The organism is Pseudoalteromonas rubra (assembly GCF_000967655.1).
In the GTDB taxonomy this organism is placed as follows: Bacteria; Pseudomonadota; Gammaproteobacteria; order Enterobacterales; family Alteromonadaceae; genus Pseudoalteromonas; species Pseudoalteromonas rubra_A.
Genome location: NZ_JXYA01000010.1, coordinates 44,894 through 62,243, shown reverse-complemented (window position 1 = coordinate 62,243; position 17,350 = coordinate 44,894). Strand labels below are relative to the sequence as shown.

The 17,350-nt window shown below is 49.9% G+C and carries 10 protein-coding genes; 8 read left to right on the top strand and 2 right to left on the bottom strand.

Going from position 1 to position 17,350, the window contains the following annotated elements:
• Window positions 1-555: 555 nt before the first annotated feature.
• Genes TW77_RS05750 through TW77_RS05740 form a run of 3 tightly spaced genes read left to right on the top strand, consistent with a single transcriptional unit; the run spans window position 556 to window position 5,254 of the window.
• The gene (locus TW77_RS05750) at window positions 556-1,818 is read left to right on the top strand and encodes an MFS transporter (RefSeq protein WP_046004011.1); all 1,263 of its coding nucleotides are present in this window, start codon (window positions 556-558) and stop codon (window positions 1,816-1,818) included.
• Window positions 1,815-2,690: an ROK family protein gene (locus TW77_RS05745; protein WP_046004010.1), complete on the top strand. Its 876-nt coding sequence runs from the start codon at window positions 1,815-1,817 to the stop codon at window positions 2,688-2,690. The genes TW77_RS05750 and TW77_RS05745 overlap by 4 nt, the downstream gene beginning before the upstream one ends.
• Complete coding sequence (locus TW77_RS05740) at window positions 2,687-5,254, top strand: family 20 glycosylhydrolase (RefSeq protein ID WP_046004009.1); 2,568 nt, start codon at window positions 2,687-2,689, stop codon at window positions 5,252-5,254. Before TW77_RS05745 ends, TW77_RS05740 begins: the two co-directional genes overlap by 4 nt.
• 42 nt (window positions 5,255-5,296) lie before the next feature.
• On the opposite strand, the gene TW77_RS05735 is transcribed toward TW77_RS05740, so the two are convergent.
• Complete coding sequence (locus tag TW77_RS05735) at window positions 5,297-7,036, bottom strand: amidohydrolase (RefSeq protein ID WP_046004008.1); 1,740 nt, start codon at window positions 7,034-7,036, stop codon at window positions 5,297-5,299.
• A 71-nt stretch (window positions 7,037-7,107) separates the two neighbouring features.
• Here TW77_RS05735 and TW77_RS05730 point away from each other — a divergent pair, with 71 nt between their 5' ends.
• The 5 genes from TW77_RS05730 to TW77_RS05710 all read left to right on the top strand — a co-directional run bounded on the left by TW77_RS05730 (window position 7,108) and on the right by TW77_RS05710 (window position 16,492).
• Window positions 7,108-7,785, top strand: coding sequence for a response regulator transcription factor (locus TW77_RS05730; protein ID WP_046004007.1), 678 nt, complete (start codon window positions 7,108-7,110; stop codon window positions 7,783-7,785).
• Window positions 7,785-8,969 (top strand): sensor histidine kinase, encoded by a 1,185-nt coding sequence (locus TW77_RS05725; protein WP_046004006.1) that lies wholly within the window; start codon window positions 7,785-7,787, stop codon window positions 8,967-8,969. The genes TW77_RS05730 and TW77_RS05725 overlap by 1 nt, the downstream gene beginning before the upstream one ends.
• 266 nt (window positions 8,970-9,235) lie before the next feature.
• On the top strand, window positions 9,236-13,396 hold the full coding sequence (locus TW77_RS05720; RefSeq protein ID WP_052713053.1) for a response regulator: 4,161 nt from the start codon (window positions 9,236-9,238) through the stop codon (window positions 13,394-13,396).
• Window positions 13,374-14,258 carry a CheR family methyltransferase gene (locus TW77_RS05715; RefSeq protein WP_052713052.1) on the top strand — a complete coding sequence of 295 codons (885 nt, stop codon included), beginning with the start codon at window positions 13,374-13,376 and terminating at the stop codon, window positions 14,256-14,258. The genes TW77_RS05720 and TW77_RS05715 overlap by 23 nt, the downstream gene beginning before the upstream one ends.
• 101 nt (window positions 14,259-14,359) lie before the next feature.
• Window positions 14,360-16,492, top strand: coding sequence for an EAL domain-containing protein (locus tag TW77_RS05710; RefSeq protein WP_046004005.1), 2,133 nt, complete (start codon window positions 14,360-14,362; stop codon window positions 16,490-16,492).
• On the opposite strand, the gene TW77_RS05705 is transcribed toward TW77_RS05710, so the two are convergent.
• Window positions 16,444-17,277 (bottom strand): hypothetical protein, encoded by an 834-nt coding sequence (locus TW77_RS05705; protein WP_052713051.1) that lies wholly within the window; start codon window positions 17,275-17,277, stop codon window positions 16,444-16,446. The genes TW77_RS05710 and TW77_RS05705 overlap by 49 nt on opposite strands.
• Window positions 17,278-17,350: the final 73 nt, after the last annotated feature.

Below are 17,350 nucleotides of genomic sequence, written 5' to 3'. Positions count from 1 at the left end.
CCTGAGTATGTGGTTCAGGCCTTTTTCTCCCGAGCATCAGCGTCAAAGATAAGCCAAAACACCTGATGTTTTCTCATGCTACTTCAGTATTCAATCCGAGTATTGTTACTCACTCTGGCTGTGTGAATGAAGGCACAGCAATCGCGAGCTTAATTCATCTGTGAGATGTCGGTTTATGATGCAATTTCCTCACTGATAAAAGCAGATTAATAAGAATTTATTAACTTTTTCATATGGCAAGTTGAATAATATTTTAGTCTTATCTGCAATGATACAAAGCAAACACCGATTGTCGGGTGGGAGGACTAAGCTTACTGATAGTTATCCGGTTTTTGTTGCAATAAGCGCTTCTTCAGCTAACTAGAAAAGTATTAGCAATTGTTAGAAATGTGCCGCTAAAGCGCTGACAATGGCGGCAAACTAGTCTTACCAACGAGTTAAGGCGGTGGCTATCCCTAACAGGATCCCCTTGGATCATTGAGTTTGTCTGCCCACAAACTGGCTCCAATTACGCCACCGCCTTTTTATCTCTCAGTCGATAACAAGGTAAGACACATGAAACCTAACTTCCTCGTGGTTGCCCTGGTGCTGGTAACCTTCTTTATGGTGTCCTTTTTCACCAATATCCTCGGTCCATTGTTTCCTGAGCTGATCACTAGTTTTGATATTGGTTTGACTCTGGCGGGCTTGTTTCCTTTTGCTTTTTTCATCGCTTATGGGGTGATGTCTATTCCCGCCGGGCTACTGGTACAGCGCTTTGGTGAAAAACGGGTGATGCTTGGGGCGTTTACGCTTGCGGGGCTGGGGGCGTTACTTTTTGCTCTGGCACCGGTATTAATAGTGGCCATGCTGGCGCTGTTTTTGATTGGAACGGCCATGGCCATGTTACAGGTTGCCATTAACCCGTTACTGCGGCGCAGCGGTGGCAGCGCTCACTTTGCTGCGTTCTCCGTGCTTGCTCAGTTATTGTTTGGTGCGGCAGCCAGTTTGTCGCCCTGGGTCTATGTAACGCTGGCTGGCCTGGTACAGGCGCAGCCCGCTGAATTTAGCTGGATCCCTGCCAACATGCCCTGGTTGAGTATGTACTGGCTGTTTGCACTTTTGAGTGTGCTAATGCTTTTCTGGATTGGCCTGAGTCAGTTCTCCAATGTACAGCGACAGGAGGAGGAAACACTAAGCTGGCAGGCCTGTGTGGGCTATTTTCGGCATCCCACGGTGATCCGCTTCTTTTTTGCCATCGTCGCCTACGTGGCACTGGAGCAGGGCATTGCCAATTCTATCGCGGTGTTTTTGCAAAATTATCATCAAATCGAACCACAGCATAGTGCCCAGGTTATTAGCCAATTCTGGATGATGCTCACGCTCGGGTGTGTGCTGGGACTGCTGTTGCTTAAATTGTTCGATGCCAAACAGGTGCTGATGGTATTTTGTCTGGGGGCCGCACTGAGCCTGATTGCGGCGCTGACTGGCAGCGTCGAGATTGCCCTGCTGGCTTTCCCTTTATCCGGGTTTTTCTTATCTGTGATGTGGTCAGTGCTATTTTCACTGGCACTCAACTCTGTGCCCAGTGGCCATGGTGCAATATCCGGGGTGTTGTGTACCGGTATTGTTGGTGGCGCATTGGCCTCTCCCGCAATAGGTCTTCTCACGCAGTTGAGCGGTTCATTGCAGCTGGCCTGTCTGGCGCTGCTTTTACCACTTGGCTACATCGCCTGGATAGCCTGGTGGGCGCAACCGCTGGTGCGCAATCATACCATACGTCCGTTTTGGCAAAAGCAAGTTCAACGCGAAGAAACACAGGAAGCTGCAGGACGATGAGTACAATAGTGTGTGTTGATCTGGGGGGCACCAAAGCACAGGTTGCCCGTGTTGATGAACAAGGGGTCTACGACGCGCGTCGTTACAGCGTACCAGCTTCGGCGGCCAAGACCCAGGTTGATGAGTTTATCCGGGGCATCATTGCGCAGCAGCTGAGTGCAAGCTGTCGTGGTATCGCCATCGGCGTGCCCGGTATGGTGGATCTGCGCAGCGGCACTGTGCTGGAGACGGTCAATATTCCGGCCTGGCAGGATGTCCCTCTGGCTGCACAATTAAATGGCTATTTTTCTTTGCCTGTAGTTGTTAACAACGATGTTAACTGTTTTACTATGGGTGAATATTGTTATGGTCAGCATTACCTGCCAGGCGCACCGCATTACGAACCTGTGCCTAACCTGCTGGGGGTTTGTCTGGGGACCGGGTTAGGCGCCGGGCTGATTTTTGAGGGTCGCCTGTACAGTGGCAGGCATTGTGCAGCGGGTGAGTTTGGCAGCTTTCCTTATCGTGATGGTATTTTGGAGCGCTACACCAGTGGGCAGTTTTTTTTGGATCGAGGCACCAATGGGGCCGAGCAGGCTGCGCTGGCATTACGCGGAGACAGTTATGCGCAATCCCTGTTTGATGAGTTTGGCTGTCATCTGGGGTATGCCCTGGCACAAACTCTGTTGGCCTTTGACCCCGATAAAATTGTGCTAGGGGGATCGGTCAGTAAGTCCTATGACTTGTTCAAAAGGACGATGTGGAAAAGTCTTGCCAGGCAAACTCATCCGGCATTATTTAAACGGCTTGAGATAGAAGTGGGTAAGCTGGAATATGCTGCGCTGCGCGGCGCTTATCAGTTGTTCCGGCAACAGTTTTCGGAGGGAATATGAAGAAGTTTGTTTGCTGGCTTTTGGCACTAATGGGTGCTCAAGCGGCACATGCGTTAACACAGAGCGAGTTAAATGAGGTGGCCGATAACCTGGAGATCCGTTATCACCTGATTGACTCCATGCCAAAGCCGTGTCCGGCACCTGCCAAGCAGTGCTATTTGTCTGAACTGCGTTTGCGCTCACCTATGCCTTATGACGGTGCTGACTGGGCCATTTATTTCAGCCAGCTGATGCCTATTTATCAGGTCGACAGTGAGCTGTTCAAAATAGAGCACCTTAATGGTGACTTGCACCGACTGACCCCAACGGAGCAGTTTGGTGGCTTTTCTGCTGATGATGAATATACCATTCGTTTTTATACCAAAAACTCACAGATCACCCGCTCGGAGTTTATGCCTAACTATATACTGGCCGATCAGGCGCAGCGTCTGCTCCCCAGAGTCATTGCCAGTACACGCACGGTGCGCGATGAACAAACACAACTTGAGCAACAGCCTTATCTGGCCCCATTCGAGTCATACCATCAGCTACGCGTGAGCGAGAAAGATCACACTCCCTGGATGGGAACGGCTTATCTGGCCCGGCATCAGTCAGAGCCGGTATTCAGCCATGCCCCTGAAGGCGTGATCCCAACACCTAGATCATTCAAAGTGGTGTCTCAGGGGCGGATCAACCTGGATAAAGGCGTGCATTTTGAGCTAACGGGCCTCAATCTGGCCGACATTGAAATGGCTGCCAGGCGCCTTGCACAGCTGGGAGTACAACAAACCCAAAAGGGATTGCCAGTTAGCGTTACGGTGGACCCTTCATTGCCGATTGAAGCGCAGGGATATCTGTTTAACAGCTCCACCAATCGTATTGCTATTCAGGCGTCGGATGCTGCCGGTGCCTTCTACGGTGTACAAACACTGGCGGGTTTGATGGACCTTAAAACCCGCAGTATTCCTAGTGTCGCCATGGCGGATGCGCCCCGTTATACCTTTCGAGGGCTGCATATCGACAGTGCCCGCAACTTCCGCTCCAAGCAGTTTATACTGGATACCATAGCGCAAATGGGCGCATATAAATTGAATAAACTGCATCTGCATCTGGCCGATGATGAAGGCTGGCGTCTTGCCATCGCAGGCCTGCCAGAGCTGACTAAAATTGGTGGGCTGCGTTGTCTGGACCTCAGTGAAACGCGCTGTGTGTTGCCGCAACTGGGTGCCGGGACGGGCACTGGGGCACCACGCAACGGGCACTATTCACAGCAGGATTACAGTGATATTTTGCGTTTTGCCAAAGCGCACCATATCGAAGTGATCCCGTCACTGGATATGCCGGGACATTCCCGTGCTGCCATCATTGCTATGGAGGCGCGTTATCGGGCTTTAATGGCGAAAGGTAAAAAAGAGGCGGCCAATGAATATCGCTTGGTAGAAGAAGCAGACAAAACCCGCTATTCCTCTATCCAGCACTACCATGACAACACCTTAAATGTTTGTCTGCCCGCTACCTATCGTTTTGTTAGTAAGGTGCTAAATGAGTTACAACGTATGCATGAACGTGCAGGCGTACCATTAAAAACGTATCACATAGGGGCTGACGAAACCGCTGGTGCCTGGCTGGATTCTCCTGCCTGTCAGGCGCTGAATAAGAAGCAAACCATTACGTCGATGAACGGTTATTTCATCGAGCAAGTAGCGGCCATGGTGGCAGAAAAAGGCATCACAGTGGCCGGCTGGAGTGATGGCCTGAGCGACGTAAACTCGCAGAAAATGCCCAAACAGGTGCAAACCAATGTCTGGAGTACACTCAGTGAGCAAGGGCACAAAGTGGCGCACCAGCAGGCCAACCTGGGCTGGGAAGTGGTATTGTCATTGCCGGATGTGACTTACTTTGATTTTCCGTATCAGTCTCATCCACAGGAGCGCGGTAATCACTGGGCCAGTCGGGCGTTAGATACCCGCAAAGTGTTTGAGTTTATGCCCGATAATTTGCCAGTCCATGCGGAGTTCTGGCGCGATGTGCTGCATCACAACTACAGTGCGGATGATAAAGACTCCAGCCTGAAGCCGGGCGTTGGTTATACCGGTATGCAGGGGCACCTGTGGAGCGAAATGATCCGGGATGACGTGCAGGCCGAATACATGTTGTATCCGCGTTTGCTGGCACTGGCAGAACGCGCCTGGCATAAGCCAGACTGGGCCGTACCGTATCAGGCCGGCAGGATTTACAACGATAAAAGCGGCTACTTCAGTGCTCAAAGCCAGCAGCTGCGTGAGCAGGACTGGCAACGATTTGTCGCTTTGCTGGGCTACCGTGAACTACCCAAATTAACCCGTCAGGGGCGCTTTTTTCGTATCCCGACTGTGGCCGCAAGCCGTCGCGAGGATGGCACACTAAAGTTGTTTAGTGAGATCCCCGGGTTTGAATTAGAAGCACACATCAACGGGCGTTGGGTTAGTTATCATCCCAAGCTGGATTTTGACTCGGTGGATGCGGTGCGCGCTGCATTGCCTGATAACACACGTGCCGGGCGCGCTTTGCCTATACCTGCCCCGGTTGAGCAAGATAGCCAGTAATTTACCAGATACCTCAGGGGGCCAAGCCGGCCCCTGCCTGGTTTAACGCTGGTAAACAACCTCGCCATCAAGCAGTGTCATCACCACTTGGGCGCCTCGGATCTCACTGGCACTGGCTTCAAATAAGTCGCGGTCAATCACTACCAGATCCGCCAGTTTACCCACTTCAATACTGCCAACGCGCTGCTCCTGGCGCATCGCATAGGCGCTGTTAAGGGTATAGGCCTCAATGGCTTGTGCCAGCGAAATAGCCTGTGGTTGCCGCGACACTGCGTTACTTAATCCGATAAACGGATTAAACGGGCTGACATTCCAGTCACTTGAGAGCGTGAGCGTGGCCTTGTTATCCGTCAGGCTGCGAATAGGGACCAGATCTTGGGCACGTTCACTACCAATCAGGGGAATGGTTTCCGGCCAGTGGCTCGGAGCGGTGAAGTCTCCGGCGACCTGAGCGTCGGCAATAACCCCCAGTTTGGCAAAGCGTGGCAGATCGAACGGGTCAACAACCTCCAGATGGGTGATACGGTGACGGGCCTGGCCATTGGAGGCATTTTCAATGGCATTCAGGGCTTCGTGAATACCGCGGTCGCCAATGCCATGGATATTAAAGTCAAAGCCTGTTGGTTCCAGCGCCTTAAGGTACTTCTCGAGCCGTGCCTGGGTAAAGTAATTCAGCCCGCGGTTGCCATCCAGCTCCAACCAGTTTTCCAGGTAGGGTTCATGCATCGCAGCAGTGGTATTGACCAAAATACCATCCATATAAAACTTGACCTGGTTCACCTGTAATAGCTCGGCAGGGTTGTTTTGATACAGAGACTTGAGCTTAGCCAGCTGGGTGTTGTCGTTCATGTGGGGATAAGCCCACAGACCCAGACTAACTCGCAATGTCAGTTTGTCTTCATTTGCAACCCGTTGCCAGGTTTCCAGGTGGCCTCGTTGCCAGTAAGTACGGGCGTCACTGATGGAGGTGATCCCGGCTTTGTTCAACTCGGGCATAGTATATTCAATCAGGCCAAGGTAATCGCTCTGAGCGGCGTCGGGCAGAGACTGCATCGCCAGTTCCATCACCTGATTTCCGGCATTGTCGTACAAAATGCCATTGAGCTTACCTTGCTTATCGCGACCCAGCACACCGCCGATCGGATCGATACTGTTGGCCGACAAACCCGCTAATGCGAGTGCTTTGCTATTGACCCACATCGAATGAGAGGTTTGCTCCATGATGATCACTGGCCTGTCTGGTACTGCCTCATCCAGCACCGCCAGTGGTGAGTCTGCCATCTCCAGCAGCGTCGATATTTCATGGCCGTAGCCAATTAGCCAGGTGGCTGTGGGGTGTTGGCTGGCAGCATAAGCCACTTCGTCTATGTATTCTCCCGCAGTAGCCAAGGCTGGTACGGTAAACTGGGTGGCCTCGGAGGCAGATTCAAGCGGGTGCATGTGTACATCGTGAAACCCGGGCAGCATCATCTTACCTTGCAGGTTAATGTGCTGGGTTGTTTCGCCAATATAGTCCTGGGCTTCTTCATTGCTACCGACCAGAATAATCTTATTGTCTTTAACTACCACGGCTTGAGCCCAGGGTTGCTCAGCGTTTACCGTATAAATGCGGCCGTGGGTAAATACCAAAGTGGCACTTTGCGCTGCACTGGGCTGCTGCATACTGGATGCCGGGGTGGTTGGATTGGTACTTTGGCTGCTGGTTTGATTGTCAGAGTTACAGCCACTGAGGGCTAAACCGGCTATCAGAAAACTGCTGGTGATCATCTTTGTTGCTCGCATTGTTGACTCCTCGTTGATGCCGATACACTATCAATAGCATGGTAACCACAAGGTAACAGTATAGAGGTTAAATGCTGATCTTATTGGTGGAAGACGACGCGGTGTTAGCCGCCCAGACGATAGACTTTCTCAATGCAGAGGGCATTGAAGTCGATTATGCCGCAACTTTGGGTCGTGCTAAAGAGATTGCGGCGCAAACCGCCAGCTTTGACAAGTATGATGCGATTATTTTGGATATGAGCTTGCCCGATGGCAACGCGCTGAGTTTGCTGCAGCAATCGCTGGCCGGGTTTGACGCCCCTGTATTGTTTTGTACTGCGGCAACGGATCTTGACGATAAACTTGCCGCGTTTGCGGCCGGTGCCCTGGATTATATCACTAAGCCCTTTGCGCTGCCTGAGCTGGCCGTAAGGGTCAAGCTGTTGGCGGGTAAAGTGTCTAAGTGCAACCAGGTGTTTGAACTGGGTAGCCTGCATGTGGACTTTTCGGCAAAAATTGTCAGACGGGGTAACCGCACTATCGTGTTATCCCCTCAGCAATGGCAGCTGCTTACCCTGTTGGCTGAGCAGGCACCGACGCCGGTTAGTAAGGCTCAGATCCTGCGCCACATCTGGCCCGACAGTGAGGTGAACAACAACATGTATAAGTCTTTGTTAACCAGGCTTCGGCATAATCTGAGCCGCGATAATGAGCCCTCTGTGATACAAACACTTAAGGGGCAGGGCGTGGCATTGCGAGAATCCAGTTGATGAGACAAAAAACGCTCAGAGGGTATTTAGCCAGGCGGCTATTTTTGTTGTTTGGGGTGTTTTCTCTGATCTGGATCTGGGTGGCCAGCCAGGTGTATCACTACGCCTGGGATGGGACATCAGACTATTACCTTTATCAGGACCTTGAGGTGGCGCTCTCGGGCCAGTTGAGCTTACCTTATCAGGATAGCACTAAGCTGATGGGCAACTGGCAAGATCTGCCCGCAGACTATCGGCGTGTTTTTAACCACAACGGGCTTGGGCCAGACGAGCAAGCCCGTGAAGTTACTCAGTTGCTGATGCTGGGCGATGATTACGTGTATATCTTGCGCTATGCCGAGGCACCTTATGAGCCACTTTATATTGTGCATCGTATTGCACAGCAAGATTCCCCCAGCCTGCTGGCGGTGTTTATTGCCTTGACCCTGGCTTTGTTTGTGCTCGGTGCACTGAGCTGGTGGCCTGCTCACCGGCGTATTGTGCGAGAGTCCGAGCGCCTGACAGCCAGTTTAGGGGCGCCAGAAAACTCGCCGGGCGCAGAGTTTGGGGAGTTTTCTTCTCAGTCTATCCTGGCTGCGACCGATGCGTATGCGCAGCATTATACGCAGCAGCAGGAGCGCTTGTATTCCGCTTTTTTAAGTCATGAGCTCAATACCCCGCTGGCACAAATCCAAAATACGCTTGCCCGCTTTGAGCAGCTGGATGAGCTGCCGTTGGATGCACTCCCCCTGCTGGCGCAACTGGAGCAATCGGGTCAGGATCTTAGGTCGCTGAGCGAGGCTATTTTGTTATTGTGCCGAGCCGATCAGGCGCGTCTGAATGTGGCTGATCTGCGGGAGTGCCTGACAAGCTGGCAACACACTTGGCAGCGGCAGGGGTTGGTTATTGAGTTGAACTTACCTGCTCAGCCGGTCAACCAACCAGTGCAGTTGCGCCTGCTGACGCTGCTCCTGGAGCAGCTGGCCAAAAGCGCGCTGCAACATGGTGAGGGAGCACTTACTGTCACGCTGAGCGATAAAGAAATGACCTTCACCAATCGTGTGTGTGCTAAGCAAGTGCACCATGGTCAGGGGCTGGGTACCCGGATCATTGAGCGCGTGTGTGCGTGCTTTGGCTGGCGTGCGCAGCGTAATGCTGGCCCGCTATTTACACAAACCATTCACTTTCATAATCATAGTGATTGAACCAACACCTGTGTTTTAACGGAGTTGGTGCTATTTGGTGCAGAACCTATCAAACTGGCTTTTCGTATTACCTGGTTGCACCCGAGCAGCATTGGCTCAGAGCTGAGTTCATGGCTTTATTTGAGTGGTTTAAAACTGAATTTGCAACATCGCCAGCGGAGGTGGATTTTTAGTCAAATTTTTACCCACATTGATGGGACGTGACTATACTCTGAGTGATTATTTCCAGAATAAATGGACAGGCTTTCTATCAGAGTGAAGGAATAATGGAGTTAAATACGTTAAGCACGCGCATCAGCGCAGGGTTTGTACTGGCTTTTTTGATCCCCGCTGCAATTGTCATTGCGGCGCTTTTTCAGTTAGCTGAGCTGGAGCAAAGTAGCACTCAGTTTAGTACCAATGAGCTGGCCAGTGTTAAGCATATGCAGGCACTGAGATCTAACTTCGAGGACTCTAAACTCGAGCTGAAATCCTGGATGGCTGGGGGCGGTCAGCAACACTTGCAAGGCCGGCGTGAGGCATGGCAAAACATAGACGAGTCTCTCTTTAAGATAAAACGTCTGTCTTTATCAGCCTTGAGCCGGGATCAGGTCGTCAGGCTTGAAGCAAAGCTGGCCGAAGCCAGGCTTGTTCAGCAGCAAATAGAAGCCGTGGCGCAAACCGAAGAAAACTTTCCTGGGCTACAGATTCTCTTTAATCAGGCAATGCCCAGAGCTGAGCGGATCCAAAATGCGGTAACGCTTTTGATAGAGCGCGAAGAAGAGCTCTCAGCCGGAGAGCAACGCAAGCAACTTCTTAAGCACCTGGCTGACTTTAGGGCCAGCTTTGCCAGTGCAATGAGCGCTGCAAAGGCATTTTTACTCAGCAACCAGGAGTCTTATTTCAGAGATTTTGAGGAACACCACTCATGGCATGAAGATGCCTGGCTCAATGTTCAGCAGCAACAGGGATTGCTGGATGAGCAACAAATGATGCAATTTCAGAAAATTACGCGCTTACGTGTCGAGTACTGGGGGCTGGTACGAGACATGTTTGAGTTCAGGCGCAGTGCCAACTGGGATCAGGCAGAAAGTATCTGGCAGGAGCAGTTAGGCCCGCTAACGCGTGCACTCAAAAACCAGTTGATTGAAATAGAGATAGCACAGCAACGGCTTGCCGATAACAGCCTGATGTCTAACCAACAGAGCTTAGCTGAGTTATCTTTATTCTCTGCCATTGCACTCCTACTTGCTGCAATGATAACCGTGTTCATCGCGTATCTAATAAATAGGCAGATAGGCCAATCAGTTAGCCAGTCAATAGAGGTGGCAGAGCAAGTTGCGGATGGCGACTTTAGTACCAATGTTCAGCTTCAGGGCAGTATTGAAATTGTTAGGCTTTCACAATCTCTGTCACGCATGACAGAGACACTGAGGGCAATTACACATCATGTCAAGCTAATCGAAAACGGCGACTATCAGGCAGACTTTAAACCGAAGGGGGAGCGGGATCAGCTTGGCCAAGCGCTTAACTCAATGACCAGAAAGTTAAGAGAGAATAAACTGGAGGTCGAGTCGCAGAGCTGGCTAAAGGCTGGCTTATCCGAGCTGTCGGACTTGTTGGCTGGCGCTCGAACCGTTGCTGAGATCTATCAGGTTTCGGTGGATTTTTGTACCAAACATATTCAGGCAGAGGTCGGCGCTCTGTATGCTCATCAAGGAGACCGTTTTGCCCTTGTCAGTAGCTATGCCTATAAACATCGCAACTCAGCCAGTGCGGAGTTTTGTGCCGGTGAAGGTTTGGCAGGTCAGGCAGTGTTAGAAGGTAAGCTGATGTGCTTTTCCGATTTACCTGCTGAGCATATTCCACTTGAGGTTGAATCTGGGCTTGGTCACTCAGTGGCTAAGTATATCGTCGCGGTACCTTTGGTCGACAGGTTACAAAGCGAATCTGTTCTGGCGGTATTGTTACTTGGAAACACCAAGCCTTTTAGAGCTATAGACATAGAATGGCTCGAGCAAAGTGCGGATAAACTGGCTCAAGCCATTGCATCAGCGCTGTCACGGGGCAGGTTGCAGGAGCTGCTGGATGAGTCGCAACAGCAGGCAGAGGAGCTTGAGTCTCAGCAGCAGGATTTAAAAGCGGCCAACGAAGAGCTGGAGCAGCAAACGCAGGAGCTTAAACGATCGGAGGAAGAGTTAAGAGAGCAAAGAAGCCAGCTTACTCAAACCAATACTCAGCTCACTGAGCGTACAGATACGTTACAAAAGCAAAAAGTCGAAATTGAAAACGCCCGTATTGAGCTGCAACATCGCGCAGAACAATTAGCGGTCTCGAGCAAATATAAGTCAGAGTTTTTGGCCAATATGTCGCACGAGCTAAGAACACCGCTGAATAGCTTGCTGTTATTGTCGCAGTCTTTGGCTCGCAACGCCGATGGTAATTTAACGGAAGATCAGCTTGAAGATATTGAGGTCATTTACAATGGTGGCCAGTCCTTACTCACGCTCATTAATGAAATTCTGGACTTGTCGAAAGTTGAAGCTGGCAAACTTAAGCTGATCTCAGATCGGGTAAATTTACACGGCTTTGTAGCGCGGCTGAAGAAACAGTTTGATCCGATCGCACAAGAGAAGAGCCTTGAGTTTAAAGTCACGATTTCCCCGTTGGCACCTCAAGATATAGAAACAGACGAACTCAGGTTGGAGCAAGTTCTGCGCAACTTACTCTCGAATGCCTTTAAGTTTACGGATCAAGGCTACGTAGAATTATGTATCGAGCCGGTTGACGGGAGCGTTAAGTTTAACAACTCGGCGCTGAGCGCGGAGAGTTGTTTAGGCTTTGTGGTGAAAGATACAGGGATTGGTATAGCGCAAGACAAACAACAGGCGATTTTTGAAGCCTTCCAGCAAGCCGACGGGTCAACCAGTCGGGCTTTTGGTGGGACCGGCCTTGGGTTGACGATATCGCGAGAGTTTAGCCACTTGCTGGGCGGAGAAATTCAGCTGACCAGTGAGCTGGATAAAGGCAGTGCCTTTGCTTTGTATATTCCGCGTGACAAACAGCCGGAAAACGAGGAGCAGGACGAGCCACAACCAGACGTACACACAACAAACCAGGCGATTCAGCAAAGCGACTTTGTCAAAGTGCATGACGATGCTTTACTGACCGAGCAGCAGTCAACAGTTGCAGCACTTAGCAATGCAATGGTCACCACAGACGCGGCGTCAGACTTGGCTACCGAGCAAAATAGTACGGTTCTGATTGTGGAGGATGACAGCCAGTTTGCCAGCATTTTATCTGATATTGCCCGCAAACATCAGTTTGACCCGATTGTGTGCTCTCGGGCCGAGCAGGCATTAAACATGATACAGCAAGCGCAGCCAAGTGCGGTGATACTGGATATTGGGCTGCCGGATATGGACGGCATGACTCTGCTGGACACCTTGAAGTCGGAGCCTAAAACACGCCAGGTCCCGGTTCATATTGTGTCAGGCAAAAACAAAGACCCGAAAGCACTACAAAAAGGGGCTATCGACTTTTTAACTAAGCCCGTGTCTTTGGAGCAGATGGAGCAGGTTTTTGCTAAGTTTGAGGTCTTGCTGCAAAAGCACATTAAGCATTTACTATTGGTAGAAGATGACACCCATGCCTGTAAAGTGATTAAACAGGTTTTACAGCAAAAGGGGTTAGTGTTGCATATTGCCAACGATGGCGCCGCAGCCATGCAGCTTCTGAAACAACATCAGATAGACTGCTGTATTGTTGATTTGAATCTGCCGGACATATCGGGCTTTGAATTGCTTGAAAGAATGGACGCAGAGGCGAGCCTGGCGTTACCGCCGATCATTGTTTATACCGCGCAAGAGCTAAGCCGGGATGAATATCACCAATTGCTGCGCTTCACTGACAAAATTGTACTGAAAACTGACCATGCGCCTGTGCGCTTGCAGGATGAAGTAGAGCTCTTTTTACATTCAGTGGAGCAGCGCTTACCACCTAGCGTAGTCGCTTCCAAGCACGACGATATGAGTAGTCAACCCGTTGACCTGTCTGGCTTTCATGTGCTTTTGGTTGATGATGATTTGCGCAATACCTATGCTTTATCCAAGTTGCTGAAGGAGCAAGGGCTTGCCGTCACTATGGCTGATAACGGTCAGCTGGCGCTTGAAAAGCTTCAGCAGAATGAGCAATTTGATCTGGTGCTGATGGACATCATGATGCCTGTGATGGATGGGTTTGAAGCAATGAAACATATTCGAGCAGACATTTCACAAAACCTGCCAATTATCGCCCTGACTGCAAAGGCGATGAGTGAAGATAAGCAAAAATGTCTAGAGGCTGGAGCCAGTGACTACCTTGCCAAACCCGTTGATATCAATGTATTGATCTCTATGATGAAAATCTGGTTATACGAAACGCAAAATGCAAGCGACAGACTCCATTGACATGGCATCATTATCGGACCGTGAAACCAAGCTCACAGCTGAACAGGCGCTGGAAGTAGACATTTTACTGGATGTTTTGTATCAGCGCAGCGGCTATGATTTCTCTCAGTATGCCCGCAGTACACTGGTCAGGCGTTTGCAAAATTGTTTGCTCATGGAAGATTTGCCGCACTTTTCGTACCTGATCCCCAAAGTACTGTACGAAAAAGGATACATGCACAAACTGTTGCAGGAACTGTCGGTTAGCGTCACCGAGTTTTTTCGTGATCCGGCCTTTTTTCAGTCTCTGGAGCAGCATGTGCTGCCGGTTTTAAAGACCTTTCCTTACTTTAAAATTTGGCATGCCGGGTGCGCCACTGGTGAAGAAGTATATTCTCTTGCGATGCTGTTAAAGGCACATGGCTTATATGACCGGGCTAAGATTTATGCAACCGACTTTAATGACCGTATTTTAGATAAAGCCAAAGCAGGTATTTTTACAGAAGACACGATGCGCCAGGGAGAGTTGAATTACAACCAGCTGGCAATATCACAGGGCACCCCGTTTCATGAGCATTTCTCAACGCAATATCATAGCAGTAAAGTCCGTATGGAGCTGGCCAGGAACATAGTGTTTGCCAATCATAATTTGGTTTGCGATGGAGTATTTGGCGAGATGCAGCTGATACTTTGCCGTAATGTGATGATTTACTTTGATAATGCTTTAAAAAAGCGGGTGATCGATTTATTTGACCAAAGCCTGCATCACAGTGGCTTTTTGGGGCTGGGGCGGCTTGAGAACCTTGATTATCTGGATACCAGTGCACGATGGCATTTGCTGGATAACGCAGCAACGCTTTATCGTAAAGTGCCCGGCATTTAGCTAGGACTAAAGGCTTATAATAATTTGTATGATCTACTCTAGGCGCTGCTATTTTTGTACTAAGCTTGTAGGAGCTGGACAGAAACAAACCAGGATGATTTATGGGAGCGATAAAGCAAAGTGCGGTGCAAGAAGACGACCGCACCAAGCCGACGATTTTGATCGTTGATGACAGGCCAGAAAACCACCGGGTAGTGAGAAAAATCCTCGGGGATATGCGCGCCAATTTCCACTCTGCTGAGTCGGGGCATGAAGTGTTATCACTGGTTTTGCGCCACAAGTATGCAGTGATTTTACTGGATGTGATGATGCCCGGTATTGATGGCTTTGAAACAGCCTCGTTGCTGCGTATGAATGACGAAACCAAGCATACACCCATTATATTTATTACCGCAGCAGATCACACCGAAGCGCTGGAATTTAAAGGCTATGAAGTCGGTGCTGTCGATTATTTGTTTAAACCCATCAACGCACATACGCTGTACAGTAAGGTGCAAGTTTTTCTGGAATTGGAACAGCAAAGAACGAAGTTGTTACAATCTTTTCAGGATATTCAGGAGCTTGAAAACAAAAATCGGCTTTTGCTCAAATCTATTGGTGAAGGCATTTTAGGTGTCGATACCCAAGGGTGTATCACTTACACCAACCCCGCAACCGAGAAAATTCTTGGCCTGAACGAAAACACCTTAGTTGGCGCAAATGTGGCTGAGTTCATTTGTCTGTCAACGTCGAATGCGGGTAATGCCAGCTGGGAAAACTGCAGGATCTTCGAGCACTGTGCAAAGGGTTATACCTATCGCGATTCTTATGGGTTGTTTAAAGACAATGATAAACGCATGTTTCCGGCGGAGTTTATAGCTACCCCTATCTATGAAAATAACACTTTATTTGGCGTCGTCATTGCTTTTCAGGATATCAGTCAGAAGCGCAGTATCGAGGAGCAACTGAACCGCTTATCTCAGTTTGATACTTTAACGGGCCTGGTTAATCGCAGCACCTTTGAGAAGCATTTGCAGCAAGCCATCAAGCGCAGCCTAAGGCATAATCGGGAGTTTTCGTTGTTGCACCTTGACCTCGATCACTTCAAGCAGGTTAACGACCAGTTCGGTCATGAGGTGGGTGATATTTTACTTCAGGAGGTGGGTCACAGGATCGTAAAAACGGTCAGCGACGGTGACATTGTTGCCCGCATAGGCGGCGATGAGTTTGTGATATTGCTCGAGAACTTTATCGAGCAACATGTTAGGAATGAGGCGGCGCTTGCCGAACATTTATTAAGCCATTTGTCGGGTGCTTATCTCATTCGCGGTCACGAGATTTTTATTGGGCCCAGTATTGGCATCGCGCGCTTCCCGGGCGCTGGTGAGGATAGCGTAAGCGTATTAAGAGCGGTAGAGCTGGCGATGTATCGGGCAAAAAAGCAGGGCGGGCAGAATTTTCAGTTTTTCACCGAAGAGCTGCACTTGCAGGCGCTGGCATCGCTGGAGCTGGAGCAAAAACTCCGTGTGGCTATAGAGCAAGAAGAGTTTGCCCTGTTTTATCAGCCGCAGTGGGACATCAATAATAACCGGGTTAATAAGGTTGAAGCGCTGTTGCGCTGGTTTCCCGCTGATGGTAGCAGCCTGGGTCCTGGCGTGTTTATACCTAAGCTGGAAGAAATGGGCTTGATCAATAAAGTCGGGGAGTGGGTGGTTGAGCAGGCGTGTCGGCAGGCCAAAAAATGGCGAGCGGAATATGCCAACCCACCTTGTATTGCGGTCAATCTGTCAATGGAACAATTACGCCGGGAAGAGTTGCCCGAAATGGTGTTTTACCTGTTGCAAAAGTATCAACTACCAGCCGATGCCATAGAAGTTGAGGTGACGGAGGGCATGATGATGCAAAACCCGCAGCAGGCAATTGAAATTCTTAATGCTTTTCAGCGGCTGGGGATTGCCGTGGCGATTGACGATTTTGGTACGGGCTATTCGTCGTTTAGTTATCTGGTTCATCTGCCGATCAACACATTAAAAATTGACCGGGAGTTTATCCGTAAACTGGGGGAAGATGAAAAATGTGAGATGGTGGTGCGGGCAATTATTAGTCTTGCACATAATATGCATTTGAAAGTGGTGGCAGAAGGGGTCGAAACAGAGCAGCAACTGACGTTTCTGCTTGAACAAAAATGTGACTACATTCAGGGCTATTATTTTGCAAAACCAGCCTCTGCGGCACAGGTGCGGCTCGAGCCGTGATCCCGGTTAAGGGCACCTGTGGGTAAATGGATCACGATGGCTTGTGAGGTAATGTAAAACACCCAGTTGATTGCTCTGATCTGTGGGTAGTAGCCCAGGCCCTCATTGCCAAAGATCCAAAATTGCCCGATGAGCGCATCTGCAACCGTGGCTAGTATCATTGCGCTTGCCATAAGGTATCGGGACCTCGCTGGCAGACTTGTATTGACCAGTAAGCACAAGCCCAGCAGTGCGGCTTGTGCAATAAATACGGCATAGATGCCAGTCATCAGGGAGACGTACCAACCACTGTCGGGGATATGCATGTTTAAATAGCTGAGTAACCCCAGCGCCGCTGTGATCAGCATAGCAATAACAAAATAGCGAGTTTGGTGAGCTGAATAGTCCAGCAGGCGCCAGCAAGCGATAAACATCAGGGCATAGCCGGGCATAAAAAACCACACTGAGTCTGCCAGGTAGTCATGTTTCACTACCTCGCCATGTTGAAAGTAGCTCTGTGTCAGGTTGAAATTAATCACGTCGCCTGTCAGGCAAAGGAGTATGGAAAAAACCATCAGATTGGCAAGACGCTGGCCTGGGTGTCCATCTTGATACTGGTTGACGGAGTGTCTTATCATTAGGCTGTTGATGAATAAGATAATCAGAGTCATCGCTTCGAAGCTGAGCACCCAGGCGCGGGTTACGCCTTCCACAGACCAAACACCGAGTAGGGTCAACAGCAAGTCGAGCATCGCACAGGCGATGATAAAAACGCTGATTTTGACTGTATTCCAGCGGGGTTTCATCCATAGTCCTTGTTAATTACCAAAGCTGAAGGTACAACTTTTAACAGGAACCCCGATGCAAAAGCAATGCTTT